The sequence below is a fragment of the Stenotrophomonas nematodicola genome, from assembly GCF_009467805.1.
GTDB lineage: Bacteria > Pseudomonadota > Gammaproteobacteria > Xanthomonadales > Xanthomonadaceae > Stenotrophomonas > Stenotrophomonas nematodicola.
Genome location: NZ_WIAY01000011.1, coordinates 20,737 through 45,791, shown reverse-complemented (window position 1 = coordinate 45,791; position 25,055 = coordinate 20,737). Strand labels below are relative to the sequence as shown.

Annotated in this window: 23 protein-coding genes; 9 read left to right on the top strand and 14 right to left on the bottom strand. The window is 68.6% G+C overall.

The window, feature by feature from the left end; translation table 11 throughout:
* Positions 1 to 57: 57 nt before the first annotated feature.
* Both GDJ08_RS19715 and arfB read right to left on the bottom strand, forming a co-directional pair.
* Entirely contained in the window at positions 58 to 618 is a 561-nt protein-coding gene (locus tag GDJ08_RS19715; protein WP_229296590.1) for a lysophospholipid acyltransferase family protein, read from the bottom strand.
* A 46-nt stretch (positions 619 to 664) separates the two neighbouring features.
* Positions 665 to 1,096 (bottom strand): alternative ribosome rescue aminoacyl-tRNA hydrolase ArfB, encoded by a 432-nt coding sequence (arfB, locus tag GDJ08_RS19710; protein WP_026070967.1) that lies wholly within the window; start codon positions 1,094 to 1,096, stop codon positions 665 to 667.
* A gap of 138 nt (positions 1,097 to 1,234) precedes the next feature.
* On the opposite strand from arfB, the gene GDJ08_RS19705 reads away from it, so the two are divergent.
* Positions 1,235 to 1,777, top strand: a complete 543-nt coding sequence (locus GDJ08_RS19705) for a DUF2059 domain-containing protein (RefSeq protein WP_026070966.1) — start codon at positions 1,235 to 1,237, stop codon at positions 1,775 to 1,777.
* Between the two features lie 67 nt (positions 1,778 to 1,844).
* Here the strand turns inward: GDJ08_RS19705 and GDJ08_RS19700 are convergent, their stop codons facing one another.
* Genes GDJ08_RS19700 through GDJ08_RS19690 form a run of 3 tightly spaced genes read right to left on the bottom strand, consistent with a single transcriptional unit; the run spans position 1,845 to position 4,942 of the window.
* Positions 1,845 to 2,606, bottom strand: coding sequence for a pseudouridine synthase (locus GDJ08_RS19700; RefSeq protein ID WP_051008654.1), 762 nt, complete (start codon positions 2,604 to 2,606; stop codon positions 1,845 to 1,847).
* Between the two features lie 33 nt (positions 2,607 to 2,639).
* The gene (ubiB, locus tag GDJ08_RS19695) at positions 2,640 to 4,298 is read right to left on the bottom strand and encodes a ubiquinone biosynthesis regulatory protein kinase UbiB (RefSeq protein ID WP_136006701.1); all 1,659 of its coding nucleotides are present in this window, start codon (positions 4,296 to 4,298) and stop codon (positions 2,640 to 2,642) included.
* Positions 4,295 to 4,942: a ubiquinone biosynthesis accessory factor UbiJ gene (locus GDJ08_RS19690; RefSeq protein WP_153165552.1), complete on the bottom strand. Its 648-nt coding sequence runs from the start codon at positions 4,940 to 4,942 to the stop codon at positions 4,295 to 4,297. Before GDJ08_RS19690 ends, ubiB begins: the two co-directional genes overlap by 4 nt.
* A gap of 124 nt (positions 4,943 to 5,066) precedes the next feature.
* Between GDJ08_RS19690 and ddlA the strand changes: the two genes are divergently transcribed.
* Complete coding sequence (gene ddlA / locus GDJ08_RS19685) at positions 5,067 to 6,173, top strand: D-alanine--D-alanine ligase (protein WP_153165551.1); 1,107 nt, start codon at positions 5,067 to 5,069, stop codon at positions 6,171 to 6,173.
* Positions 6,174 to 6,266: 93 nt separating this feature from the next.
* Here ddlA and GDJ08_RS19680 read toward each other — a convergent pair whose 3' ends face one another.
* The 3 genes from GDJ08_RS19680 to oleC form a co-directional block, all read right to left on the bottom strand.
* A complete protein-coding gene (locus tag GDJ08_RS19680) occupies positions 6,267 to 6,422 on the bottom strand; it encodes a DUF1328 domain-containing protein (RefSeq protein ID WP_136006707.1) in 156 nt (51 codons plus the stop codon).
* A 61-nt stretch (positions 6,423 to 6,483) separates the two neighbouring features.
* Positions 6,484 to 7,494: a 2-alkyl-3-oxoalkanoate reductase gene (gene oleD / locus GDJ08_RS19675; RefSeq protein WP_136006709.1), complete on the bottom strand. Its 1,011-nt coding sequence runs from the start codon at positions 7,492 to 7,494 to the stop codon at positions 6,484 to 6,486.
* Positions 7,491 to 9,146 carry an olefin beta-lactone synthetase gene (oleC, locus tag GDJ08_RS19670; RefSeq protein ID WP_153165550.1) on the bottom strand — a complete coding sequence of 552 codons (1,656 nt, stop codon included), beginning with the start codon at positions 9,144 to 9,146 and terminating at the stop codon, positions 7,491 to 7,493. The genes oleD and oleC overlap by 4 nt, the downstream gene beginning before the upstream one ends.
* A 102-nt stretch (positions 9,147 to 9,248) precedes the next feature.
* Here oleC and GDJ08_RS19665 point away from each other — a divergent pair, with 102 nt between their 5' ends.
* On the top strand, positions 9,249 to 9,674 hold the full coding sequence (locus GDJ08_RS19665; protein ID WP_017355517.1) for a YkgJ family cysteine cluster protein: 426 nt from the start codon (positions 9,249 to 9,251) through the stop codon (positions 9,672 to 9,674).
* A gap of 49 nt (positions 9,675 to 9,723) precedes the next feature.
* Here the strand turns inward: GDJ08_RS19665 and GDJ08_RS19660 are convergent, their stop codons facing one another.
* The 4 genes from GDJ08_RS19660 to GDJ08_RS19645 all read right to left on the bottom strand — a co-directional run bounded on the left by GDJ08_RS19660 (position 9,724) and on the right by GDJ08_RS19645 (position 15,108).
* The gene (locus tag GDJ08_RS19660) at positions 9,724 to 10,614 is read right to left on the bottom strand and encodes an alpha/beta fold hydrolase (RefSeq protein WP_153165549.1); all 891 of its coding nucleotides are present in this window, start codon (positions 10,612 to 10,614) and stop codon (positions 9,724 to 9,726) included.
* Positions 10,615 to 10,675: 61 nt separating this feature from the next.
* Positions 10,676 to 11,692 carry a 3-oxoacyl-ACP synthase III gene (locus GDJ08_RS19655; protein ID WP_017355519.1) on the bottom strand — a complete coding sequence of 339 codons (1,017 nt, stop codon included), beginning with the start codon at positions 11,690 to 11,692 and terminating at the stop codon, positions 10,676 to 10,678.
* 112 nt (positions 11,693 to 11,804) lie between these two features.
* Positions 11,805 to 12,122, bottom strand: a complete 318-nt coding sequence (locus tag GDJ08_RS19650; RefSeq protein ID WP_136006713.1) for a DUF4156 domain-containing protein — start codon at positions 12,120 to 12,122, stop codon at positions 11,805 to 11,807.
* A gap of 100 nt (positions 12,123 to 12,222) precedes the next feature.
* Entirely contained in the window at positions 12,223 to 15,108 is a 2,886-nt protein-coding gene (locus GDJ08_RS19645) for a M16 family metallopeptidase (protein WP_017355521.1), read from the bottom strand.
* A gap of 372 nt (positions 15,109 to 15,480) precedes the next feature.
* Between GDJ08_RS19645 and GDJ08_RS19640 the strand changes: the two genes are divergently transcribed.
* On the top strand, positions 15,481 to 15,948 hold the full coding sequence (locus GDJ08_RS19640; RefSeq protein ID WP_153165548.1) for an XAC0231 family protein: 468 nt from the start codon (positions 15,481 to 15,483) through the stop codon (positions 15,946 to 15,948).
* Positions 15,949 to 15,991: 43 nt separating this feature from the next.
* Positions 15,992 to 16,471, top strand: coding sequence for a tRNA (uridine(34)/cytosine(34)/5-carboxymethylaminomethyluridine(34)-2'-O)-methyltransferase TrmL (gene trmL, locus GDJ08_RS19635; protein ID WP_017355523.1), 480 nt, complete (start codon positions 15,992 to 15,994; stop codon positions 16,469 to 16,471).
* Between the two features lie 33 nt (positions 16,472 to 16,504).
* On the opposite strand, the gene GDJ08_RS19630 is transcribed toward trmL, so the two are convergent.
* Positions 16,505 to 17,668 carry an acyl-CoA dehydrogenase family protein gene (locus tag GDJ08_RS19630; RefSeq protein ID WP_136006718.1) on the bottom strand — a complete coding sequence of 388 codons (1,164 nt, stop codon included), beginning with the start codon at positions 17,666 to 17,668 and terminating at the stop codon, positions 16,505 to 16,507.
* A 119-nt stretch (positions 17,669 to 17,787) separates the two neighbouring features.
* Here GDJ08_RS19630 and GDJ08_RS19625 point away from each other — a divergent pair, with 119 nt between their 5' ends.
* The 3 genes from GDJ08_RS19625 (at position 17,788) to GDJ08_RS19615 (ending at position 20,588) form a co-directional block, all read left to right on the top strand.
* Positions 17,788 to 18,288, top strand: a complete 501-nt coding sequence (locus GDJ08_RS19625) for a GNAT family N-acetyltransferase (RefSeq protein WP_017355525.1) — start codon at positions 17,788 to 17,790, stop codon at positions 18,286 to 18,288.
* Between the two features lie 229 nt (positions 18,289 to 18,517).
* Positions 18,518 to 20,194 carry an electron transfer flavoprotein-ubiquinone oxidoreductase gene (locus GDJ08_RS19620; protein WP_153165547.1) on the top strand — a complete coding sequence of 559 codons (1,677 nt, stop codon included), beginning with the start codon at positions 18,518 to 18,520 and terminating at the stop codon, positions 20,192 to 20,194.
* 7 nt (positions 20,195 to 20,201) lie between these two features.
* Complete coding sequence (locus GDJ08_RS19615; protein ID WP_051008582.1) at positions 20,202 to 20,588, top strand: c-type cytochrome; 387 nt, start codon at positions 20,202 to 20,204, stop codon at positions 20,586 to 20,588.
* A gap of 10 nt (positions 20,589 to 20,598) precedes the next feature.
* Here GDJ08_RS19615 and GDJ08_RS19610 read toward each other — a convergent pair whose 3' ends face one another.
* Entirely contained in the window at positions 20,599 to 24,198 is a 3,600-nt protein-coding gene (locus tag GDJ08_RS19610; RefSeq protein WP_153165546.1) for an ATP-binding protein, read from the bottom strand.
* A 78-nt stretch (positions 24,199 to 24,276) separates the two neighbouring features.
* On the opposite strand from GDJ08_RS19610, the gene GDJ08_RS19605 reads away from it, so the two are divergent.
* Positions 24,277 to 24,915, top strand: coding sequence for a response regulator (locus tag GDJ08_RS19605; RefSeq protein ID WP_017355529.1), 639 nt, complete (start codon positions 24,277 to 24,279; stop codon positions 24,913 to 24,915).
* Positions 24,916 to 25,055 lie beyond the last annotated feature (140 nt).

The window sequence follows — 25,055 nt, the reverse complement described above, 5'->3', positions numbered from 1 at the left end:
GACGTGGCGTCTGGCTGTGCACGCCCCGGCACCCGCGCGGGCGGGGCCGGGCGGCGCTCAGACGGTGCCGCGGTTCTTGCCCTGCCAGGGGCGGTAGTACTCACGGATGGCCGCCATGTCGGCGGCATCGTCGCCGCTGGAGTAGAACAGCGGGCCGATCCCGATGGTCTTCTCGGGGTAGTGGAAGTACGCGGCCAGCACCGGCACGTCGGCCATCCGCGCGATCTTCAGGAAGCCGGCCTTCCAGTGGGTCACCGCCTTGCGGGTGCCTTCGGGGGTGATGGCGTACCACATGCGCTCGGAGCCCTTGATCAGGCTGACGGCCTGCTCGACAGTACCCTGCGGCGAACTGCGGTCCAGCGGAATCACGCCAAGGGCACGCAGCAGCGGTGACAGCGGCCACCAGAACAGCGAGGCCTTGCCGAGCACTTTGACCTGCATGCCCAGCGCGATCTTGGCGGCCATGCCCCAGAACCCGTCCCAGTTGGAGGAATGCGGGGCCACGATGAAGACCAGCTTGGGCAGGTCCGGGAAGGTGCCGACCACTTTCCAGCCGCCCAGGCGCAGCGTGCAGCGGGCCAGCCAGCGCAGGAAGCGGTTGGGTTTGACCTGCGGCATGTTGGGCGGAACGGCCGGCAACAGCGGACTTCGGTTGTTCAAGCGATCACTCCCAATTGCGTGTGGTGCGCCCGCGCTTGATCTGCGCGCGGCCCTTTTTTTCATCCAGGCGACGCAGCTTCGCGCCATACGAGGGCTTGGTGGCCACCCGTGGCTTGGGCACGCTGAGGCTGGCCTGGATGAAGGCGGCCAGGCGCTCGCGCGCGTCCTCGCGGTTGCGGTCCTGGGTGCGGAAACGCTGGGCGTCGATGACCAGCACGCCCTCGCCGGTCATGCGCCGGTCACGCCGGGCCAGCAGGCGCGTGCGCAGCGGTTCGGGCAGGGACGGCGAGTTGGCCACGTCGAAGCGCAGTTCCACCGCGGTGGAGACCTTGTTGACGTTCTGCCCACCGGCCCCGCTGGCGCGCACGAAACGCTCGACGATCTCCGTATCCGGAATCGACAAGTGCGCGCTGACGGTGATCGGCCCGGTTCCCATGCGCCGCATTGTAAGGGGGGCACCGCCTGCGGGGCGACTGCAACATCTCCGATGAGGCCGATAACGTCCTCAAACTACCGCCTGATGACGGCCTGGGAGGTATGCTCCGGGTTCCATGCACTGCAGGATGCCCCGCACATGCTTTCGATCCATCCGCCGGCCCGTCGTGGCCTGACCCGTTTCGCCCTGGCCGTGGTGCTGGGGCTGGCTGCGATTGGCCCGGCCATCGCCGCGCCCCCGTCGGACGCCGACATCAACCGCCTGCTGGCCGCCTCGCGCGCGCAGAGCATGCTCGACACCATGTTGCCGCAGATCGAGGCGATGCAGCGCCAGCAGTTCGTCCAGGTGGCCTCGCAGCGCCAGCTCGACGAAGCGCAGCAGGCGCAGCTGCGGCGGATCGAACAGCGCACCAACCAGACCATCCGCCAGGCGCTGTCGTGGCAGCAGCTGCGGCCGATGTACGTGGACCTGTACAAGAAGACCTTCAGCAAGGAAGACGTGCTGGCGATGGCCGAGTTCTACGAGAGCTCGGCCGGGCAGAGCCTGCTCGACAAGACGCCGGCGCTGATGCAGAACGTGATGGTCGCCGTCCAGGACAAGATGCAGCCGCTGTTCGTGGACCTGCAGAAGGACCTGGAAGCGATCGTCAACGAAGAGACGGCCGCACCGAAGTCGCGGTAACGCGGTGGTGGGGCAGCCGGGCAGAGCCCGGCTTTACGGGCGAGACGCAGCCGGGCAGAGCCCGGCTTTACGGGGCGGTGTGCCAGCCGAACAGGTCCATTGCCTTGCGGAATTCGCCATCGACCGGGGCGCTGACGTCCATCGCGGTGCCATCCAGATGCGGGAAGCGCAGGCGCTCGGCGTGCAGCAGCATCCGGTGGATGCCCTGCATGCGGAAGCTGCGGTTGTGGCGACCATCCCCGTGGCTGGTGTCGCCGATCAGGTGATGCGACAGGTGCTTGAGATGCCGGCGGATCTGGCGGAAGCGCCCGGTCTGCGGCTGGCAGCGCAGCAGCGCATAGCGTGAGGTCTCGAACTCGCCGACCGGCACCGCGATCTCGCCCACGGCCACACGCTGGAAATGGGTGATGGCCTGCTTTTTGACCGGTTTGCCCGGGCCGCCGTCCAGGTCGTGGTCGACCGTGAAGGCATCCTCGGCCGGCCAGCCGCGGCAGATCGCCAGGTAGTCCTTGTCCACGTCGCCGCCCATCAGCGACTTGCCGAGCGCACTGGCGCTCTCGCGGTCGAAGGCGAGCAGCAGGCAGCCGCTGGTGGCACGGTCGAGGCGGTGCACGAGGAAGATCGGCTTGCCGAGCTGCTCACGCAGGCGGTCGGCGAGAAAATCGTCTTCGCCGCGGGCCAGCTTGCTGTCGTGGACCATGAGCCCGGCAGGCTTGTTGACCACCGCAAGGCGGTCGTCCAGATGCAGCAGCTGCAGGGGGGCGGTATCGAGGGCGGTATCGGTGTCGTTCACCGACCGATTATCCCCGTCGCGCGCCTGAATCGCCATCAACGGCGATTCAGGCGGTGCGCTGCGCGCCGGTCAGCGCCGCCACCAGGCACTGGCCAGCGAGAACAGGCCCGCCGCGCCGCTCACCCAGCTCCATACCGGTGCATCGCCGAAATACCAGCCACCAGGCTGCATGCCATACAGCACGGCAGCGACGATCAGCAGGCCGACGCCGGCAATCGCAGCCACCGCACGCTTCTGCAGCTTCTGCAGGTTGCTGTTCAAGGCCACCAGGTCCTGCGAACGCATCGACAGTTCGTGCCCGCCTTCGACCTGCTGCTTCAGCCAGGCATGCACCAGACGCGGCATGTCCGGGGTGTGGGTCATGATCTCCGGCAGGCGCTTGCGCAGTTCCTTCATCACCCGGCGCGGGCTGTAGCGCTCGCGCAGGATGCGTTCGAGCACGGGTCGCGCCACTGCCCAGATGTCCAGCTGCGGGTCGAGCTGGCGGCCCACGCCTTCGATGTTGAGCAGGGTTTTCTGCAGCAGGATCAGCTGCGGCTGCAGGGTGAGCTGGTAGCGCTGGGCGACGCGGAACAGCTTCATCAGCACTTCGGCCAGCGAGATCTGCGACAGCGGGCGGGTGAAGTACGGCTCGCATACCGAGCGCGCGGCCGCTTCCAGCTCGTCGATGCGCACGTTGTTGGGCATCCAGCCGGCTTCGACGTGAAGCTCGGCCATGCGCCGGTAGTCCTTGTTGAAGATGGCCATGAAGTTCTCGGCCAGGTAGTACTGATCTTCCTGCGAGAGCTGTCCCATGATGCCGAAGTCCAGCGCGATGAAGCGCGGGTTGTCGCGGCGTGCCGGATCCAGGTCGACCCAGATGTTGCCGGCATGCGCATCGGCGTGGAAGAAGTTGTCGCGGAACACCTGGGTGTAGAACACCCGCACGCCCTTGGCGGCCAGCGCCCTGCGGTCGATGCCGGCCTTGTCCAGCGCAGCGATGTCGTCGGACGGAATGCCCCAGACGCGCTCCAGGGTCAGCGCGCGCTCGGCGGTGTGGCTCCAGATGACCTCGGGCACGTACAGGTCGTCCGAGTCGATCCAGTTGCGGCGCAGGACGCTGGCGTTGGCGCCTTCGCGCTGCAGGTCCAGCTCGGCGGCCAGGGTGTTCTCCACCTCGGCCACCACTTCGCGCGGGCGGATCCTGTCGGCGCGCGGGTGGGTGCGCTCGACCAGTGCGGCGGCCGATTTCAGCAGCGCGATGTCGGCGTCGATCTGCTTTTCGATGTCCGGGCGCAGCACCTTGACCACCACCTGGCGGCCATCGGCCAGCGTGGCTGCGTGCACCTGCGCGATCGAGGCCGAGGCCAGCGGCTGCAGATCGAAGCTGGCGAACGCCTCGCTGACCGGACGGCCAAGCGCCGCCTCCACGATGCGCTGGGCGGTATCGCCGTCGAAGGGTTTGACCCGGTCCTGCAGCAGGGTCAGTTCGTTGGCCACGTCGGCCGGGATCAGGTCGCGGCGGGTGGACAGGATCTGCCCGAACTTGACGAAGATCGGCCCCAGGTCCTGCAGCGCCAGGCGCAGCCGCGCACCGCGCGACTGTGCGGCGATGTCGGCCGAGGCGCGCGGCACGAACGGCTTGGCCAGGCGCAGCCAGCGCTCGGCCGGGGTGCCGTCGAGCAGGTCGTCGAGGCGGTAGCGCAGCAGCACCCGGCCGATCCGGCTGGCGCGGAACATCGCCTTCATGCGCGCACCTGGCGCTGGCGTACGCGCTGCACGCGCACGGTCAAACGTTCCACATCGTCGCGCAGCACATCCACGTCGTCGTGGAAGGCCTCCAGCTCAGCACGCGCTACCACGTCGCGGGACTCCTCGGTGACAAATTCAGCGGCGCTGTGCGCCAGGTCGGACGCGCCACGGCGCGCATGCTGCAGGGCCGAGCGCAGCGCCAGGGCGATCTGCACGCCGAGTACCTCGCCAAACACCCGCACGAACGGCAGCTGCCAGTCCGGGTCGTAACGGCTGGCAAGCTGCTGCAGGCGGCGCGCCAGTTCGGCATCGCCGGCCACCTTGACCCGCCCTGCCGGGGCATCGCCGCCGCGCCGCGCGTTGGCCAGGAACGGCAACTGCGCCAGCACCCCGCCCAGCGAACTGCGTACCGCCAGATCCGGTTCCTGGGTCAGATCCACCGGCCCCACCGTCAGGCGCTGCCCGGCCACGCCGATGCGCATCGCCAGCGCAGGCGCCTCCAGGGTCAGGGCGATGTGGCGGCCGTCGAGCGCGCCCAGCGCGCTGCCGGTGTCCGGGTCCAGCGCCACGGCGCGGTTGAGTGCCACTTCCAGCGCGTGGCCGGCCAGGGGCTTGAGGGAAGAGAGCAGGGAACGGGCCATCGCCGCATTCTACCGCGCCCCCTTGAACGGCGGGCGTCCGCACGGCGGGTGCACCTGCCTTTTTGCCAAGCACCGTGCGCGGGTCCATGCTTGCTTTTTTCAGCACGCCAGGAGCGGTACTACGATGGGCAAGACCCGGGTCGGGATCATTTTCGGCGGGCGCTCGGCCGAGCACGAAGTCTCGCTGCAGTCGGCGAAGAACATCGTCGATGCGCTGGACAAGGAACGCTTCGACGTGACCCTGATCGGCATCGACAAGCAGGGCCGGTGGCACGTCAGCGACCCGCAGCAGTTCCTGCTGAACGCCGATGACCCGTCGCGCATCGCGCTGCACGCCTCCGGCCACGCCGTGGCGGTGCTGCCCGGCCAGTCGCAGCGGCAACTGGTGCCGACCACGCCGACGGCCGTGCTGGAGCAGATCGACGTGGTATTCCCGATCGTGCACGGCACGCTGGGCGAGGACGGGTCGCTGCAGGGCCTGCTGCGCATGGCCAACCTGCCCTTCGTCGGCTCCGGCGTCCTGGGCTCGGCCGTGGCGATGGACAAGGACGTGGCCAAGCGCCTGCTCCGCGATGCCGGCCTGGCAGTGGCACCGTTCGCCTGCATCACCCGCGCCGGCGCGGCCGCCGCCGACTACGCCGCGCTGGTGGCGACACTGGGCCTGCCGTTGTTCGTGAAGCCGGCCAATCAGGGCTCGTCGGTGGGGGTGAGCAAGGTGCGCAGCGAGAGCGAATTCCATGCCGCGCTGGCACTGGCGTTGTCGTTCGACCACAAGGTGCTGGTGGAATCGGCCGTGAGCGGCCGGGAGATCGAGTGCGCGGTGCTGGGCAACGAAGTACCGGAGGCAAGCGTGTGCGGAGAGGTGGTGGTGCACGATGATTTCTACTCGTACGACACCAAGTACATCAGCGAGACCGGCGCGGACATCGTGGTGCCCGCCGACATTGACGCGGATACGCAGGCGCGCATCCAGGACATCGCCGTGCGCGCCTACCAGGCGCTGGACTGCGCCGGTCTGGCGCGGGTGGATGTGTTCCTCACTGCCGGGGGCGAGGTGGTGATCAACGAAATCAACACCCTGCCCGGCTTCACCCGCATCAGCATGTATCCCAAGCTGTGGGCGGCCAGTGGGCTGGGCTACACCGCGTTGATTACCCGCCTGCTGGAGCTGGCAATGGCCCGGCATGCCGCCGAGCGCGGGCTGCAGCACGCCGTTGCGACGACGGCCTGAATCCTTCGCAGGATCCAGGCCGTCGCGGTCACGCGCGGCAACGCGCGTTGCCCGGGTACCGCGCCGGAGAGAAGGCGCGGGCCGGGGGGCGCACTATCCGCGCTTGCGGAACATCGACACCACGGCCAGGATCAGGAACACGACGAACAGGACCCAGGCGATGCTGCTGGCGGTGCCGGCGATGCCGGAGAAGCCCAGCACTGCAGCGATGATGGCGATGACGAAAAAGATTACGGCGTAGTGCAGCATGTCTATCCTCGCGTGATGCGTGCCGGATTGGCGTGCTGCCATCGTTACCGACCGGCGGTGTTCAGCAAGTGACGGGAAGTTCGCCGCGCGATGAAGCCTTCAGCCTCGTGAGCCCTTCGTCAATGCTCACGACAGGCACGTAACCGAAGTCGCGCCGCGCCGGTTCCATGCTGTACCAGTGCGGCGTGCACAGCTGTTCGGCGAGGAAGCGCGTCATCGGCGGCTCGCCGCGCAGCCGCAGCAGCGGCCACAGCCGCTCGGCCACCGCACCGATGCGGTAGGCGGTCTTGAAGCTGATCGACTTCTCCACGGCCGGTGCACCGACTGCCGCCAGCAGCTTGTTGAGCAGCTCACGCATCGGCAGCGGCTCGCCGTTGGAAATGAAGTACGCCTTGCCGGCACACGCCGCGCCGGGCGCCAACGCGTCGAAGGCGAGGAAGTGGGCGAGCGCGGCGTTGTCGATGTAGGTGGTATCGACCTTGTTGAGGCCATCGCCGACGAAACGCAGGCGGCCGGCGCGCGCGCGTTCGGCCAGGCGCGGTACCAGCTGCTGGTCGCCCGGCCCCCAGATCAGGCGCGGTCGCAGCGCCACGGTGGCCAGGGAGGCATCGTTGGCGGCGAGCACGCGCTGTTCGGCGATGGTTTTGGTGGCCGCGTACGGCGCCTGGAAGTCTTCGCCGTACGGCACCTCGTCCGCGCCGAGCCCTTCCACCGGATGCGTGGCGCGGTGGGTCACGCTGGGCGTGGACGTGTAGACCAGGCGGCCGACGCTGTGCGCACGGCACGCCGCGATCACGTTGTCGGTGCCCACCACGTTGGCCTGGAAATAGCTGTCGTAGCTGCCCCACGCACCGGCTTTGGCGCCGTTGTGGAACACCGCATCGACGCCGGCCACGGCGTGCCGCACGGCATCAGGGTCGGCGAGGTCGCCGCGGATCTGGCCGACCCCCAGCGCCTGCAGCGCCGGGTAGTGGCTGCGGTTGAAGGCGAGTACCTGGTGGCCGCGCTCGACCAGGCCGCGGCACAAGGCCTGGCCGAGGAAACCACCGCCGCCGGTGACGAGGATCTTCATGCGTGCTGTTCCATTCGGGTGGCGGCCCAGATCGCCAGCTTTTCGCGGCCGATCTTGGCGTTGTGGCGGATATCGACCGGGAAGGCCGGATGCGGCAGGAACACCTCGATGCGTGCGGTATGCGCGTGCGCGGCCGCTTCGACCCGCAGCTGCTCGCGCAGCGCAGGCGAATCGGCGACGCCGGGCTGCAGTTCATAGCACAGCACCGGGCGTTGCCGTCCGGCCGCACCGACACCCACCAGCGCGGTACGCGCGATACCCGACAGCGCATTGAACACCGGCTCCACCTGCTCGGTGTAGAGCGGCCCCTGCACGGTCTCCACGCGCTGGGTCTTGCGCCCGCAGAACCACAACCGGCCCTGCGCATCGAAGTAGCCGACATCGCCCATGCGGTGCACCACGCGCGTGCCACCCCCGGGCAGGGGTTCGACGATCTTGGCCGCGGCGGTGGCCTGCGGCCGGTTGAAGTAGCTGTCGGTCGCGGTGGGGCCGGCCACCGTGATCTCGCCGACGCTGCCCGCGGGCAGCACGCGCGCCTGCGACCACTCGGCCAGCGGGGCGTCGTCAATGGCGATGATGCGCACCTCGTTGGGCGCCACCACTGCACCCACGCAGGTACCTGCGCCGGTCTCGGTGGCCGCGCGCGTGCTTTCCAGCTCGCGGCCCTCGATCACCGCCACGGGCAGGCACTCGGTGGCGCCGTAGGGCGTCCAGAACTGCGCCTCGGGCGGCAGCAGGCGCCGGATCCGCGCCACCACGTCCGGCGGCACCGGCGCGCCGGCCGAGGTCACCCGGCGCACGGTGGGCAGCGGCTGGCCGTGGTCGGCCAGTACCCGCATCAGCGCCGGCGAGCCGAACAACTGGGTGACGCCGAACCGGGCGATCGCGTCATGCAGCTTGCGCGGATCAGCCTTGGCCGGACGCGTGGGGTCCATGTCCGGAATCACCGAGGTCAACCCCAGCGCCGGATCGAACAGCGCGAACGGCGGGAAGGTGGGCAGGTCCACGCCGCCAGGCTCCATGCCGAACGCGGCGCGCAGCAGGTCGACCTGGCCGACGAAATGGCGGTGGCGGTAGACCACGCCCTTGGGAACGCCGGTGGAGCCGGAGGTGAACAGGATCGCGGCCACGTCCTCGCCGTCGGTGTCGGCCATCGGCTGCGGCGCGCGCGCGCCGGCCGCCTCCAGGCGTGCCAGGGTGGTGCCGCCCCAGCCCCAGCGCCGGCCAACAGTGACCTGGATCGTCGCCGAGGGGCACCAGCGCAGCACCTTGCGCGCCACGTGGGCCAGGCCGATGCCGATGAAGGCCTGCGGCTGCGCTTCGTCCAGGCACTGGCGCAGCGCGCGCCTGTCGATGCCCGGGTCGACCAGCACCGGCACCGCGCCGTTCCTGAACAGCGCGAACATCAGCAGGAAGAACTCGGGCGACGGCCGCACCATGACCACCGCGCGCACGCCGCGGCCAATGCCGTAGGCGGCCAGCCCGGCAGCCATCGCATGGCTGCGGGCATCCAGGGTGCGGTAATCCAGGGTCACGTCGTAACGGGCCATGCCGCCGGGGCCGGGCTTTCCCGGGCAGCGGATGGCGATCTGGTCGGGGCGCTCGCGGGCCAGCTCGGGCAGGCGGGCGGCGATGTTGGTGGCGCTGTTCATCCGTTCATTGTCGCCGCTGCAGAAAATTCTTGCGCGCCGGGCGGCAGCGTGGAAAATTCGCGCCCTTCCCTCCTGCTTCCTGCCGCCCAAGGCCGGCGCCCCATGCCCCATCCCTGCCTGACCTGCGGCGCCTGCTGCACCCAGTACCGCGTGGCCTTCCACTGGATGGAGTCCGACGAGGTCACCCCCGGCGGCGTTCCCCACGCGCTGACCCAGGTCCTGGACCCGCACCGGCTGTGCATGCGCGGCACCCTGTCCAAGCCGGTCTACTGCGTCGCGCTGGACGCGGAGATCGGGGTGTACTCGCGCTGCAGCATCCATCCCAACCGGCCCAGCGTGTGCCGCGAGGTGGATGCGTCATGGGAATACGGCAAGGCCAGCCCACAGTGCGACAAGGCGCGCATCGCGCACGGCATGCCGGCACTGACGCTGGCGGACTGGCGGTGGCGCGATGACGCGGGCAACGACGACGACCACCCGGACGACAACGGCAATTCGCCGGCACCCCAGGCACCGATCGCGGCGTGAAGCGGGGCCCTGGGGGTGCCGGCCCGCGGCCGGCACTGCCTGGCGTGCCTTACAGCGGGTTGGCGTCCAGGAACGCGCGGATCTCCGGCACCAGCACCTCGTGCTTGTCTTCCAGCACGTAGTGCCCGGCATCCTCGAAGGCATGCACCTGCGCCTGCGGCAGCGCGGCCTGGAACCCGGCCAGGAAATGGTGGTCGAACACGAAATCGCGCAGGCCCCAGCCGATGAACGCCGGGCGGTCGGCGAACGACGGCAGCGCCTTGCCGGCACGCTCGAGCAGCGACCAGGCCTTGTCGGCCGGGCCCAGCGGAATGTCCTGCATGAAGCGGATGGTGCTGATCCGGTTGGCGTAGCTGTTGTACGGCAACACGTACGCACGACGCACATCGGCCGGCATCTTCCGCTCCACGCCGAACCACGACGCGCCGGCGGAGAACGCGTTGAAGGTGCGGATGATCCACTCGCCGATCGACCAGTGCCGGCCCAGCGCGATCTGCCAAGGCATCTGCTTGGCGGCGGGCATCGGGAAGGCGGCGGTGTTGAGCACCACCAGGCGCTTGACCTGGTCGTGGTGCGACAGCGCCCAGCCGAAGCCGATCATGCCGCCCCAGTCGTGCACGGCCAGGGTCACCGGGCCGGTGATGCCCAGGTGGCGGAGCAGCGCGTCCAGATCGTCCACCCGCGACTGCAGCGTGTAGTCGTAGTGCGCGTCATCGGGCTTGTCCGACAGGCCCATGCCGATGTGGTCCGGCACGATGCAGCGGTACCGGTCCGACAGCCCGGCCACCAGCGTGCGCCAGTAGTAGCTCCACGACGGATTGCCGTGGACCATCACCACCACCTCGCCGTCGCGCGGGCCTTCGTCGAGATAGTTCATCGACAGGCCGGGGCGCACCTCGACGCGATGCGGATGGGCGGGGTAACCGGGAAGCTTGGACATCGGGTCGCACCTGTAAAAAGGGCCGGAAGTACCGGCCCTTGGAGTCAACGCAGGGGTCTGTTTACCAGACCACTTCGGCCATCGAGCAGTTCAGGCCCGAGCCGATGCCGAGCAGGGCGATGCGGTCGCCCTTCTTCAGCTTGCCGAGCTGCTTGAGCTTGCTCAGCACGATCGGGACCGAGGCCGGGCCGATGTTGCCGTGCTCGCCGAAGATGGTCATGACCTTCTTCGGGTCGATGCCGAAGTTCTTGATGAACGCGGCGGTGTGCGGCTGGCTGACCTGGTGGATGACGAACTGGTCCAGCTCGTCCACCGCCCAGCCCAGCGCTTCGCGCGCGGCGCCAAAGGTCTTCTGCGCCAGCTTGATGCCTTCGATCAGCAGCATGCGGGTGTCGGTGACCATGCGGTCCAGGTTGCCGCGGCACAGCTGGTTCCACTCGGTGGCCGAACGCGTCACGCCACCGCGGTAACGCGGCGCATCGGGCACCAGTTCGGTGCGTGCCATCACCATCGCGGCGGCACCGCAGCCCAGGGTCAGGGCGGCCATCTCGTTGCGGAAGTCATCGGCGGTGACGCCCGGCAGGGCCATGCGCTCGAGGGTCTTCTCGTACACCAGGTTGGCGGTTTCGCCATCGACGATCAGCGCGTAGTCGATCTCGCCGCGCTCGAGCATGCGCGCCGCGATGTCCATGCCGTTGATGAAGGCCAGGCAGGCGTTGGCGACGTCGAAGGTCATGCACTCATCGCCGACGCCCAGGTTGCCCGAGACGATGCTGGCGGTGGACGGCTCCAGGTAGTCGCGGCTGACCGAGGTGTTGACCAGCAGGCCGATCTTGTCGGCACCGATCCCGGCATCTTCCAGCGCCTTGCGCGCCGCCAGGGTGGCCGCGTCGGAGGCCAGCATGTCCGCGTCCCACAGGCGACGGGCATGGATGCCGGCGATGTCGCCGAGCACGTCGGTACGGATACCCAGACGATCCAGCGTCGGCTGCAGACGTTCGTTGATTTCCTTGGACGTCAGCGTGTGCGGCGCGTCGATGTGCGCCAGGCCGGCGATAGAGACATTCTTGAAGAGCATCAGTTAGCGCCAAGGCTCAGGCAAAGGGGGCGCTATTGTAAGCCGGCGCCGCCTTCACCGCACCTTTACGAATTCACGCCCGGGCGTATGGTCCGCCCCGGGTGTGAAGGGTTCAGCGTGGCGGGCACTGGAAGGCCAGGAAACGCTGGCTGCCATCGGCCGGCAGGCCGGCCGCCTGAACGGCATTGGCCCCGGCACTGGGGGCCTCGTTGCGGGCCAGGGTTTCCAGCTCGTCCTGCACGCGCAGGGGGTTGCGGTTGTAGAAGCCGACCTTGCTCTTGACCGTCACCACCACCTCGCCCTTGCTCTGGCAGCCACTGGGCACTGCCCCGGCCGGGAGGACGCGGACGGTCTTGCCGACCGGTTCGATCGGCACCCAGGTGCAGGCGGTGACGCTGAGGATCAGGGTGGACAGGAGCAGATGGCGCATGCGGGAAGCCTTGCAGGACGACGAAGGGGATTGTGCGGGAAACGGCTGAATCGGCTGTGATCACCGCCCTGTCGCCAGGGCGGTGATCCTCCAGGCCGGCTTAGCGGGCCTTGGGCGTGGCCACCGGAGCGGCCGGCGCGGAGGCCTTCACGGGCTTGCCGTCGGCGTCGATCACGGTGACCTCGCCCAGGTTCAGCGCGCGGACCGGTGCCTCGGTCTGCTTCAGGTCACCGACCACGATCCAGGTCAGGGTCTTGGGATCGAGCGTGGCCGCGGCCTGCTGCACCTGCGCCGGGGTCATCGCCTCGATCTCGGCCTTGCGCTTGAACACGTAGTCGTCCGGGCGCTTGTAGCTGACGATGCCGCTGATGGTGCCCAGCACCGCGCTGGCGGTTTCATAGGCGCCCGGCAGGCTCAGGGTCTGGATGTTGCGGATGCGCTCGACCTCGGCCGCAGTGGCCGGCTTGGCCGCACTGGCGAACTCGGCGATTTCCTTCTGCATCTCGGCGATCGACGGGGCGGTCTTGTCGATCTGGACCGGGGCACGCGCCGTCCACGGGCGCTGGCCCAGGGTGTTGCTGGCGTTGCTGCCGGCACCATAGGACCAGTGCTTCTGCTCGCGCAGGTTCATGTTCAGGCGCGAGGTGAAGTCGCCGCCGAGCACGCCGTTGGCGATGTCGAAGCGGGTGGTGCCGGCGTCCATCGAGGACGGCACCACCTGGGCGGCGAACAGGTTGGCCTGCACGGCGCCCGGCTGGTCGATGAGGAACACGCGGGTTTGTGCCGGACGTGCCACATCCACCGGGGCCTTGATCTGCGGCGCGGCGCCGTCGGCCTTCCAGTCACCGAACTGGCGTTCCAGCAGCGGCACGATTTCCTTCAGCGTGGTGTCACCCACAACGATCAGGGTGCCCTGTTCCGGACGCAGCCACTGGGCGTGGAAGTCCACCAGCTCGGCGCGGGTCAGGGCCTGGATGTCGGCCTCGTTGCCGCTGCCGGTGAAGGGAATGGCATACGGATGGCCGGCGCCGTACAGCAGCGTCGGCAGCACGCGCATCGCCGAGGCGCTCGGGTTGACCTTCTCCTGGCGGATGCCGGCGATCCAGCTGGCCTTGATGCGGTCGATCTCGGTCTGGTCGAAACGCGGCTGGCGCAGCATGTCGGCATAGAGCGCCAGCGACGGCGCCAGGTTTTCCTTCAGGGCCGACAGGTACACGCTGGTGTTGTCCAGCGAGGCCGACGCGTCCAGCTTGGCGCCCAGCGCATCGGCGGCATCGGCGAACGGCAGTGCGCCGCGCTCGCCGGCACCTTCGGTCAGCATGCCCATCGTGAAGTTGGCGGTGCCGGACTTGCGGCCCTGGTCGGCGGTGAAGCCACCGGGGAACTCATAGCTGAACTGCACCACCGGGATGTCGTGGCGCTCGGCCAGGATCACCTTGGTGCCGTTCTTCAGCGTGGCGCGGTGCAGCTGCGGGAACTTCAGTTCCGGGAAGGTCTTGGTCTGCGGCACGCCGGTGCTGCGGTCGACGCCCTTGGGCAGGGTGGTGTACCTGGCGTCCACGGCCGGCACGGTGAACGGCTGCGGCGTTGCCGACGGCAGTTCCGGCAGGGCCACGCGCGCGCCCGGCTCGACCACGATGGTGTGGTCGCCGGTGCCCAGCCACTTGGCGCCCACGGCGCGCACGTCGGCGGCGGTGGCCGCGTCGATGTTGGCCAGCGACTTGCGGAAGCAGCCCGGGTCGCCTTCGAACACGGTGCATTCGGCCAGTGCGTCGGCCTTGCCGCCGAAGCCACCGATGCGCTCGATGCCGCGGATGAAGCCGGCGCGGAAGGCCGTCTTGCCCCGGCTCAGTTCTTCGGCCGTCGGACCGTCCTTGAGCAGGCGCTTGATTTCCTCATCGATGATGGCCTCGACCTTGGCCGGGTCCACGCCCTGCTTGACGCTGGCGACGATCATGAAATTGGAGCCCAGCTGCGAGCTGTAGGCGCCGGCGCTGATGTTGTCCACCAGCTGGTCCTGGTGCACCAGGCGCTGGTCCAGACGCGAGGACTTGGCGCCGCCGAGCACCTGCGCCAGCAGCTGCAGCTGGTCGATGTCGGTGGTGCCGACCTGGGCCACGTTCCAGGCGCGGTAGATGCGCGCCTGCGGCACCTTGTCGGTCATCACTTCGCGGGTGGAAGCCGGGCGCTTGGCCACGTCCACCTTCGGCTGGGCCATGCTCGGACCCGCCGGGATGTCGCCGAAGTAACGGGCAACCTTTTCCTTGGCCGTGGCCACGTCGATGTCGCCGGCGAGCACCAGCACCGCGTTGTTCGGGCCGTACCAGGTACGGAACCAGGTCTTGACGTCATCCAGCGAGGCGGCGTTGAGATCGTTCATCGAGCCGATCACGCTGTGGTGATACGGGTGCCCTTCCGGATACAGCGCGCGGTTGAGCTTTTCCCACACCTGGCCATAGGGCTGGTTCTCGCCCTGGCGCTTTTCGTTCTGCACCACGCCGCGCTGTTCGTCGAGCGCGGCCTGGTCGATCGCGCCAAGCAGATGGCCCATGCGATCGGACTCCATCCACAGCGCCATGTCCAGCGCGGTGGTGGGCACGTTCTCGAAGTAGTTGGTGCGATCGGTGTTGGTGGTGCCGTTCTGGCCGGTCACGCCGACCTGCTTGAAGGGCTCGAAGTACTCGCCGGCGTGGTTCTCGCTGCCCTGGAACATCAGGTGTTCAAACAGGTGCGCGAAGCCGGTGCGGCCGGCCGGTTCGTCCTTGCTGCCGACGTGGTACCAGATGTTGACCGCGACGATCGGCGCCTTGCGGTCGGTGTGCACCACCACCCGCAGCCCGTTGGGCAGGGTGAACTCTTCGAACGGAATGTCGACCTTGGCCACCGCAGCCGGCTTGGCCAGCACCGGTGCCGGGGCAAGCGCGCCCAGCGCGGTGGAAAGGGCTACGGCCAGCAGCGCAGCGCGCGGGCGGAGTTGGACGGTCATTCCTGTTCCTTGGTCATGAAAGTGAAGGTCGATGCTAGCGCGAGCGCCCGTCGAAAGGCATCCGCCAACAGTCATTGCCGGTGTCCAGGGCTGCGATGCGGTGTCCGCGCCGGATGACGCGGACAGAACGGCGCGGCAACGGACAGGTGTCCGGACAGCGGACACTCACCGCGACGCAAAAATCCCTTTCAAATCAATACGTAAAAGTTGGCACGAAGCCTGCTTTGTCCTAAGTGCCCCTTGGGGAACCCAGCCTAAAGCTGACTGATGGCTGAACAAACAAAGAAAAATGCAGATTGTTCTTGCAAGCCCAGATTCGGTGTACTACCTTACTACCACACCACTGCTCACCAACACTAAACAGGACCCGCCATGAACACCAAGACCCTCGCCATTGCCATCGCCATCGCCGCCAGCACCGCCTTTGCCGGCAACCTGCAGGCCGCCTCGGCCATCACCACCCTGGACACCGTGCAGGTGCGCCCCTCCGCCGACCAGATCGCCCAGGCCGACGTCGAGCGCAACAGCACCATCCCCACCCTGGCCGTGGTCGAAGTCCGCCCGACCGCCGGCATGATCGCCGAGTACCGCGCCGAGCTGACCGCCAACCGCCGCGTCACCACCCTGGCCACCGTCGACGTCCGTCCGACCGCCGAGCAGTACCAGGCCCTGGCTGCCGAAGAAGCCGGCAACCGCGACTACGTGGCCGCCCTGACCGCTGCCGCCACTGCCGTTGCCCGCGACGTGATCGTCAACCTGCCGACCCTGCACGTGCGCCCGAGCCCGTCGGACCTGCAGGCCCTGGCCCTGGAAACCGCCGCCTCGGTGCTGGTCCGCTGATTTCCGGCTGCGAACCTTCGCAGCCGCGGCGTACACTGCGCCGATGACTGCCTCGCCTACGTTCCACGTCGTCCTGTTCCAACCCGAAATTCCGCCGAACACCGGCAATGTGATCCGCCTCTGCGCCAACACCGGCGCGCGGCTGCACCTGATCGAGCCGCTCGGTTTCGACCTGAGCGACAAGCAGCTCAAGCGCGCCGGCCTGGACTATCACGAATACGCTCGACTGCAGGTACATCCCGACCTGGATGCCGCCCTGCAGGCCATTGCCCCCAAGCGCCTGTTCGCCCTGAGCACCCGCGGCAGCGTGCGTTATGACACCCAGCCGTTTGAAGACGGCGATGCCTTCCTGTTCGGCCCGGAAACCCGCGGCCTGCCCCAGGACCTGCTCGATTCGCTGCCGCACGGCCGCCGGCTGCGCCTGCCGATGCAGCCGGGCAACCGCAGCCTCAATCTGTCCAACACCGTCGCGGTGGTGATGTACGAAGCCTGGCGCCAGAGCGGATTCGCCGGCGGCCAGTAGGCCTGTGCCCACCAACCGTCGGCCCGGTGGCCTTCAGAACGCGTTGATGCCGGTCAGCTCGCGCCCGATCACCAGCTGGTGCACGGTCTCGGTGCCCTCGTAGGTGATCACCGATTCCAGGTTCAGCGCATGCCGGATCGCCACGTGCTCGGTGGTGATGCCGGCGCCGCCGAGCAGGTCGCGGCATTCACGCGCGATGTCGATCGCCATCCGGCAGTTGTTCCACTTGGCCAGGCTGACCTGCTGCGGCTGCAGCTGCCCGGCATCCTTCAGGCGTCCCAGCTGCAGCGACAACAGCTGCGCGGTGGTGATCCGCCGGGCCATGTCGGCCAGCTTGATCTGTGCGCTCTGCGTGGCGGCCACCGGGCGGCCGAACAGCACGCGCTGCTTGGTGTAGTTCAGCGCTTCGTCCAGGCACGCCACCGCCGCACCGATCGGCCCCCAGCTGATGCCGTAACGCGCCTGGTTGAGGCAGCCCAGCGGACCCTTCAAGCCCTGCACATTGGGCAGGCGGTTGCGCTCGGGGACACGCACATTGTCGAAGAACAGCGCGCCGGTGAGCGACGCACGCAGGCTCATCTTGTGCTTGATTTCCTGGGTGCTGAAACCGGGCATGCCCTTTTCCAGCACGAACCCCTGGATGCCGTCCTCGGTGTGCGCCCAGACGATGGCGATATCGGCCACCGGCCCACTGGTGATCCACATCTTGCTGCCGTTCACCACCCAGTCGCCGCCATCGCGCACGGCCCGGGTCTTCATTGCCGCCGGGTCCGACCCGCCGTGCGCCTCGGTCAGCCCGAAGCAGCCGATCACCTTGCCGGCGGCCATGTCGGGCAGCCAGCGCAGGCGCTGTTCCTCGCTGCCGTAGGCGAAGATCGGGTACATGCACAGCGAGCTCTGCACCGACACGAAACTGCGCAGCCCGGAGTCGCCACGTTCCAGTTCCTGGCAGATCAGCCCGTAGCTGACCGCATTGAGGCCGCCACCGCCGTACTGTTCGGGCAGGCTGGAGCCGAGCAGGCCCAACGCCGCGATCTCGGGGATCAGTTCGTCGGGGAAGCGCCCCTGGTCGAACGCGTCGCCGATGATCGGCAGGACCCGTTCATCGGTGAAGCGCGCCACCGTGGCCTGTACGGCACGTTCCTCCTCGGTGAGCAGGGAGCGGACATCAAACAGGTCGTACGGATTCAGTGACATGGCTACCCGGGGCATCGTGGCGGTGGAACACGGCGCCCATTGTGGTCCCTGCGCAGGGGCAGGCCAAGGCATGCCGCAGCACGGCCTACAATGCCCATGTCACAGCAGAGGAGCCGGACATGCAGATCCGCGCGGAACGCCCCGACGACATCGACGCCATCCATGCCCTCACCCGCGAGGCCTTCCAGGACGCGCCCCACAGCAGCCACACCGAGTCGTTCATCGTCGATGCGCTGCGCCGGTCCGGTGCGCTGTCGGTTTCGCTGGTTGCCGAAGAGGGCGCGGCGCTGCTGGGCCACGTCGCGCTGTCGCCGGTCGAACTGAGCGACGGCAGCACCGACTGGTATGGGCTCGGCCCGATCTCGGTGCTGCCCGCGCAGCAGGGCCGTGGCATCGGCAGCGCCCTGATGCAGGCCGCTATCGATGCGCTGCAGGCCCGCGGCGCTGCGGGCTGCGTGCTGCTCGGCGATCCGGCGTATTACGCGCGCTTCGGCTTCGAGGCCGATCCGCGCCTGCGGCTGCCCGGCATTCCCGCCGCGTACTTCCAGTCGCGGCGGCTGCGCGGTGACAGTCCCGATGCCGACGTGCGCTACCACGCCGGTTTCGATGCGACCGGCTGAGCCGCGCAGCGCCATACGCTGCCACCACCCGTTGAATTGATGCGGCGCACCATCCGACGTTGCGAGCTGCGGGGCCCACCGCGCCACCGGTGGCGACCTAGGCGGAATCGTCGCGTGCCGGTACCCTGACAGCTTGATCCAGCAGTTGCGCGGTGCAGCCTCGCGCGATTCCCAGGCAACCGCCGCCGGCCTTGGCCGGGTCGGCACTACCCAAGAGTTACGCACCCCGATGAGCGAAGAAACCACCGCCCTGCCCCCGCGTGAAGCCATGGAATTCGACGTGGTGATCGTCGGCGCCGGCCCCGCTGGCCTGGCCACCGCGATCCGGCTGCGCCAGCGTGCCATCGAGGCCGGGCGCGAGCTGTCCGTATGCGTGCTGGAGAAGGGCTCCGAACCCGGCGCGCACATTCTGTCCGGTGCGATCATGGATACCCGCGCGCTGACCGAACTGTTCCCCGACTGGGCCGAGCGCGGCGCACCGCTGAAGCAGAAGGTCACCCGCGACGAATTCCTGTTCCTCAGCCCGGACGGCGCGCGCAGCACGCCCAACGCGCTGCTGCCGGAGTGTTTCCACAACGAAGGCAACTACATCATCAGCCTGGGTGAAGTGACCCGTTGGCTGGCCCAGCAGGCCGAGGCGCTGGACGTGGCGATCTTCCCCGGCTTCGCCGCCGCCGAGGTGCTGTACGACGAGACCGGTGCGGTGATGGGCGTGGCCACCGGCGACATGGGCATCCGCAAGGATGGCACGCACGGTCCCAACTTCGAGCGTGGCATGGAACTGCATGCCCGCTACACGATCTTCGCCGAAGGCTCGCGCGGCCACCTTGGCCGCCAGCTGATCGCGCGCTACCAGCTCGATGCCGGCAAGGATCCGCAGGCCTACGGCATCGGCATCAAGGAACTGTGGCAGATCGACCCGGCCAAGCACGAACCGGGCCTGGTCGTGCACACCGCCGGCTGGCCGCTGGACAGCGACACCTACGGTGGCTCGTTCCTTTACCACGCCGACGGCGGCAAGGTCGCGGTCGGTTTTGTGGTCGGTCTGGACTACCGCAATCCGTGGATGAGCCCGTTCGAGGAGTTCCAGCGCTTCAAGACCCATCCGGCGATCCGCAAACACCTGGAGGATGGCAAGCGCATCGCCTACGGCGCGCGTGCGATCACCGCCGGCGGCCTGCTGTCGCTGCCCAAGACGGTCTTCCCCGGCGGCGCGCTGGTCGGCTGCGAAGCGGGTTACCTCAACGCGAGCCGCATCAAGGGCAGCCATGCGGCGATCAAGACCGGCATGCTGGCCGCTGATGCCGCGTTCGATGCGCTGACCGAAGGGCGCCAGCGCGACGAACTCAGCGCCTACCCCGCCGCGTTCGAGAGCAGCTGGCTGCATGACGAACTCAAGCAGTCCAAGAACTTCAAGCAGTGGTTCAAGAAGGGCCGCACCGTGGCCACGCTGATGACCGGCATCGAGCAATGGCTGCTGCCCAAGCTGGGCATCCGCAACCCGCCGTGGACGCTGCGCCACAGCAAGGCCGACCACGAGTGCCTGGAACCGGCGTCGCAGCACACCCGGATCGTGTATCCCAAGCCGGACAACGTGCTCACCTTCGACCGCCTCAGTTCGGTGTTCCTGAGCAGCACCAATCACGAGGAAGACCAGCCCAGCCACCTGACGCTGAAAGACGCCAGCGTGCCGGTGCGGGTCAACCTCGCCGAGTACGCCGGGCCGGAAGCGCGCTACTGCCCGGCCGGCGTGTACGAGTTCGTCGGCGCCGAGGGCCAGGAGCAGCTGCAGATCAACGCGCAGAACTGCGTGCACTGCAAAACCTGCGACATCAAGGACCCCACCCAGAACATCGTGTGGGTGACCCCGCAAGGTGGCGGCGGCCCCAACTACCCGGCGATGTGATCCGGACGTGTACCGGAAGCGTCTTTCCTGCGTGATCGTGGCCAGCCTGTGGCTGGCCGCCTGCGCGCGCGCGCCGCAGACGCCCGAACAGGTGCACCAGCAGGCACTGCAGCGCGCGTTCGCGATCTGCGCCGGTTGCCACACTGTCAACGCCGGAGGCGTGCATCGCTTCGGGCCGAACCTGCACGGCGTGATCGGCCGCCGCGCCGGCAGTGTCGCCGGCTACCCCTATTCGCCGGCGATGCAGCAGGCCGGGCTGACCTGGAACGAGCAGACCCTGGATACGTTCCTGCGCTCGCCCACGCACGTGGTGCCCGGTACACGCATGGTCAACGCCACCGCCGATCCACAGCGGCGCCGCCAGGTGATCGAGTACCTGCAGCAGCAACGCTGAGACCCGCGCCTCACTGTGCCTGCAGCGCCTGCAGGTAGTCACGGAGCTGGCGTTCGAAGGCCGCCAGCGATGCCTCCACGGCCGGCGTTCCGACCTCTTTCACCTGCGCCATCAGGGCCTGCGCCTGCACTGCCAGGGCATCGGCGCCGAGCGTCCCCAGCCCACCGGCAATGCGATGCAGCACGTCGGTCAGCACCGCTGCATCCTGCGCCTGTACCGCCGAACGGCCGCGCAGCAGATCGGCCTCGGTCGCCTCGCGCATACTGTCGATCAATACCTGCGCCACGTGGCCGGAACCGAACCGGGCCTCGATGGCGGCGCGACCGGGCAGAGCACCCGGCAGCGCGGCCGGCACCGGTGCCGTCGCATCCACGCTGCCGTCGCGGCCGTCGCTGCCGCCTGGCAACCAGCGCAGCAGAATCTGCCGCAGCGTGGCCAGCGCCACCGGTTTGGCCAGCACATCGTCCATGCCGGCCTCACGGCAGCGTTGCACATCCGCGTCCAGGGTACTGGCCGTCAAGGCGATCACGGGCACCCGGGTGGCGCCGCTGTCGCGTTCGCGTTCGCGCAGGCGGCGGGTCATCTGGTACCCGTCCATCACCGGCATGCGGCAGTCAGTGATCACCAGGTGGTACCCGGTGGACGCCAGCTTCGCCAGCGCCTGTTCACCGTCCTCGGCCAGCTCGTGGGCCATGCCGAGCTGCTGCAGCCGCCACTGCATCAGCACCTGGTTGGTGGGGTGATCCTCCACCACCAGGATGCGGCGCTCCGCCAGCGCCGCCGGCAGCGGTTCGACCTCCGGTACCGGCATCCGCCCGATGTCGGCGTGGCCCTCGCCGGGCAGGCGCGGCAGCGTCAGCTCCACCGTCACCCGCGTACCCTCGCCGGGCACGCTGTGCATCTCCAGCTGGCCATGCATGAGCGCCACCAGCCGCTGGCAGATGCTCAGCCCGAGACCGGTGCCGCCGTACTTGCGGCTGGTGCCCACCTCAGCCTGTGCGAACGGTTTGAACAGCCGCTCGCGCTGTTCGGCGGAGATGCCGATACCGGTGTCGGTCACGACCAGGCGCAACCGCTGTGCGTCGTCCAGGTTCTCCACACAGTCCAGCGTGATGGCGACCTGTCCCTGCTCGGTGAACTTGATGGAATTGCTGAGCAGGTTGAACGCGATCTGGCGCAGGCGCACGCCGTCGGCCAGGTGCAGCGCGGCCACCGCGTCGTCCACCCGGAGCGACAACTGCAGCCCCTTGGCCGAGGCCTGTGGCGCCAGCAGCTGCTGCACATTGTCCAGCAGCGATGGCAGCGCCACCGGACGCGGCTCCAGCGGCAGCGCGCCTGCCTCGATGCGCGAGTACACCAGAATGTCATCGAGGATCTGCCGCAGCATCTGCGCCGAGTCCTCGATCACCTCGATCACCTTGCGCTGCTCGGCATCCAGCTGCGTGTGCGAGAGCATCTCCAGCATGCCCAGCACGCCGCTCATCGGCGTGCGTATCTCGTGGCTCATCGTTGCCAGGAAGTCCGCCTTGGCCGCCGTGGCGCGCTCGGCAGCGGCCTTGGCGTCGGCCAAAGCGTCGGCCTGCGCACGGGCTTCGGTGACATCCACCCAATACCCGCTCCACAGCACCGCGCCATCCTCGGCGGCATACGGCAGCGCGCGGGCGCGGATCCAGTGCAGCACGCCGCGCGGGTAGGTGCGGAACTCCATATCCAGCCCGGTGAAGTCGAGCGCGGCGCGCTCCAGCACCTGCAGTACGCGCGGGCGGTCCTGCGCGTCGAGCTGGGCCATCACCCGGCTCTCGTCGGCCATCGCCTCGGCCGCGCTCAGGCCGAACATCGCTTCCATGTCACCCACGATGTAGGGCAGCGACAGGCGCCCGTCGGCACCGCGGCGGGCCTGGTAGACAATGGCGGGCAGGTTGTCGGTCACCTCGGCGAGCCGCTGCTCCACACGCCGGCGCGTGGCCACTTCGCGGCGCAGGCGCAGGTAGCCCCAGCCATGCACCAGCAGTGCGGTGAGCAGGATCAGCGCGATCGGCACCGCCCAGCGCACCGCGTCGCGCCAGTCGATGCCGCTGCGGTACTCGGCCGACAGCCAGTCGTTGCGGATGGCCTCGTGTTCGCGCGGGGTCATGTTCACCAGCACGCGGTCGAACGTGGTGGCCAGCGGGGCGTACTGGCGTTTGACCGCGAGCGAGAACTGATCGTTGAAGCCGGCGGGCGCGGCCACATGCAGCTGGGCGGGGTAGCGCTCGCGCACGATGCGGTCGACCAGCGCCAGGTTGCCGACGTAGGCATCGGCATCGCCATTGGCCAGCCGCGCCAGGGCCTGCTCGGCGCTGCGCGCCGGCACAATGCGGGCGTTGGGCGCGTGCTGCAGGATATAGCCGCGCAGCCGGTCCGGATCGGACAGCAGAATGCTGAGCCGGTCCAGGTCGGCCACGTCCAGCACCGACGCGCTGCCGGTGGCGGTCACGATCACGTTGGGCACCGTGATGAAGGGCTGGCTGAACACCCAGTCCGGCCCCAGGTAGGCCGAGTCGTTGGGCATCCCGAGCACCACATCGACATCGCCGCGGCGCGCCTGCTCACGGACCTCGAACCAGTCGTGCGCGGGCACCCGGATCAGGTGGGCGCCGACCATGCGCAGCTGCTTGAGGTAGTCGCCGGCCACGCCGCTGGCATGCCCGTTGGCATCGATGAATCCCAGCGGTGTCGCATTCGGCGCGAACCCCATCCGAAGCGGTGTCGCCAGCACGCGCCGTTCGGCGTTGCCCAGGATCAGCCGAGACTGGGTGGACCATTGCGGGGTACGCAGCCAGCGCCGCGCGATCGTGTCGCGTTCGGCCTGGCCGAGGCTGGCCAGTGCGGTGTCCAGCGCCTCGGCCAACGGCTGCTTGGCATGCGGCACGCCGAAGTGAAGGCGCTCCGGCGGCAGATCGCTGGGGCGCAGCACGCTGATGTCGGTCAGGTGTTCCTGCTCGATCACCGCCGCAGCGACATAGGCGTTTCCTATGTACACATCCGCCTCGCCCCGGGTCACCATCGTCAGCGCCCCGGCGGTGTTGGCCGCGCTCACCTGGCGGGCGGCCGGGAAGCGGGCACGCACCTGGTCGCTGGTCACGAAGGCCTCTTCGGTCACCACGCGCAGGCCGCGCAGGTCCGGGTCGGTGGAGGTGCGGGTGTCATCCGGGCGCGCCACCAGCGCCAGCGGTGCATCCAGGTAGGCCCGGGTGTAGACCATGCAGCGGGTGCGGTCGGCCGTCAGCGCGACGTTCATCACCACGTCGACCTCGCCCCGGCATGCCGCATCCAGCACCTCGGTCCAATTGCGATACAGGCGGACCTGCACCGTCACGCCCAGGCGCTCGGCCACCGCCTGCAGGTAGTCGTAGCCCAGGCCGACCGGCTTGCCCTCCTCGATGGCCTCAAAGGGCGGCCAGCCGCTGTCGTACAGGCCAAGGATGATGGTAGGGTGCCGCTCAAGCCACTCGCTCTGGCGCGGCGGTACCGTCGGCGCCAGGGCCGGGTTGCCTGCAGCGGAGAGCGGCGCCGGCACGCCCAGCACGACGGCCAGCATCAGCACCCAGCGGGCGATCCGGGTACGCATGCGGCCTGATCTCCCTAGAATGAAGTTTCCACCCCAGCACGACCCCACGGGCGGCTGCCTTTGAGGCAATACTAGTCCATGACCCTGCGCATAATCATCGCCGACGACCACCCCGTCGTCCGGATCGGCACCAAGGCCGTGATCGAGACCAGCGGCGTCGGTCGCGTCGTTGCCGAGGCCAGTACCGTCGAAGAGCTGATGCGGGCATTGTCGTCTTTCCCCTGCGATGTGCTGGTCACCGACTACTCGATGCCCGGCGGGCAGCAGGCCGACGGCTTCGCCATGATCGGGATGATCCGCCGCCGCTTTCCGGACCTGCCGGTGCTGATGCTCAGCGTATCCAACAACCTGGCGATCCTGCGGATGGTGAAGTCCACCGGCGTGCTCGGCCTGGTCGACAAGGCGTCCTCGATGGAAGAGCTGCCGCTGGCGATCCAGACCGTGCAGCGCGGCACACCGTACGTCAGCCGCACGCTGAAGGAGCGCATTGACGCGATCGGCACGCAGAGCGTCGATGACGAGGGCCACAAAGAGCTTTCACCCCGCGAAGTGGAGGTACTGCGCCTGCTCGGCACCGGCCTCACCGTCAAGGAGATCGCTCTGCAGCTGCACAAGAGCGTGAGCACCATCAGCCGCCAGAAGGGCGATGCGATGCTGAAGCTTGGCCTGAAGGGCGACGCCGAACTGTTCGACTACCTGCGCGACGGCCACCTCTGAGCGACAGCGCCCCTGATCCGCGCTGCGCGCTTCTGCAATGCCGGACATCGTGCCGGCGTCGCCTGCCACCCCTGGTTACAATCAGCCTCCCCGCCGGGCGCTGCAGGGGCGATCACGGCAGGACATCCACCAGGACGCAA

Coding starts and splice junctions, on each gene's coding strand:
- trmL (WP_017355523.1), top strand. CDS start 15,992: ATGACTGCCTCGCCTACGTTCCACGTCGTCCTGTTCCAACCCGAAATT.
- GDJ08_RS19700 (WP_051008654.1), bottom strand. CDS start 2,606: ATGGCGATTCAGGCGCGCGACGGGGATAATCGGTCGGTGAACGACACC.
- GDJ08_RS19610 (WP_153165546.1), bottom strand. CDS start 24,198: ATGCGTACCCGGATCGCCCGCTGGGTGCTGATGCTGGCCGTCGTGCTG.
- GDJ08_RS19625 (WP_017355525.1), top strand. CDS start 17,788: ATGCAGATCCGCGCGGAACGCCCCGACGACATCGACGCCATCCATGCC.
- GDJ08_RS19715 (WP_229296590.1), bottom strand. CDS start 618: ATGCCGCAGGTCAAACCCAACCGCTTCCTGCGCTGGCTGGCCCGCTGC.
- GDJ08_RS19690 (WP_153165552.1), bottom strand. CDS start 4,942: ATGGCCCGTTCCCTGCTCTCTTCCCTCAAGCCCCTGGCCGGCCACGCG.
- oleD (WP_136006709.1), bottom strand. CDS start 7,494: ATGAAGATCCTCGTCACCGGCGGCGGTGGTTTCCTCGGCCAGGCCTTG.
- GDJ08_RS19630 (WP_136006718.1), bottom strand. CDS start 17,668: ATGTCACTGAATCCGTACGACCTGTTTGATGTCCGCTCCCTGCTCACC.
- GDJ08_RS19655 (WP_017355519.1), bottom strand. CDS start 11,692: ATGCTCTTCAAGAATGTCTCTATCGCCGGCCTGGCGCACATCGACGCG.
- GDJ08_RS19650 (WP_136006713.1), bottom strand. CDS start 12,122: ATGCGCCATCTGCTCCTGTCCACCCTGATCCTCAGCGTCACCGCCTGC.
- GDJ08_RS19660 (WP_153165549.1), bottom strand. CDS start 10,614: ATGTCCAAGCTTCCCGGTTACCCCGCCCATCCGCATCGCGTCGAGGTG.
- GDJ08_RS19640 (WP_153165548.1), top strand. CDS start 15,481: ATGAACACCAAGACCCTCGCCATTGCCATCGCCATCGCCGCCAGCACC.
- GDJ08_RS19645 (WP_017355521.1), bottom strand. CDS start 15,108: ATGACCGTCCAACTCCGCCCGCGCGCTGCGCTGCTGGCCGTAGCCCTT.
- ddlA (WP_153165551.1), top strand. CDS start 5,067: ATGGGCAAGACCCGGGTCGGGATCATTTTCGGCGGGCGCTCGGCCGAG.
- GDJ08_RS19620 (WP_153165547.1), top strand. CDS start 18,518: ATGAGCGAAGAAACCACCGCCCTGCCCCCGCGTGAAGCCATGGAATTC.
- GDJ08_RS19665 (WP_017355517.1), top strand. CDS start 9,249: ATGCCCCATCCCTGCCTGACCTGCGGCGCCTGCTGCACCCAGTACCGC.
- ubiB (WP_136006701.1), bottom strand. CDS start 4,298: ATGAAGGCGATGTTCCGCGCCAGCCGGATCGGCCGGGTGCTGCTGCGC.
- GDJ08_RS19680 (WP_136006707.1), bottom strand. CDS start 6,422: ATGCTGCACTACGCCGTAATCTTTTTCGTCATCGCCATCATCGCTGCA.
- GDJ08_RS19705 (WP_026070966.1), top strand. CDS start 1,235: ATGCTTTCGATCCATCCGCCGGCCCGTCGTGGCCTGACCCGTTTCGCC.
- oleC (WP_153165550.1), bottom strand. CDS start 9,146: ATGAACAGCGCCACCAACATCGCCGCCCGCCTGCCCGAGCTGGCCCGC.
- GDJ08_RS19605 (WP_017355529.1), top strand. CDS start 24,277: ATGACCCTGCGCATAATCATCGCCGACGACCACCCCGTCGTCCGGATC.
- arfB (WP_026070967.1), bottom strand. CDS start 1,096: ATGGGAACCGGGCCGATCACCGTCAGCGCGCACTTGTCGATTCCGGAT.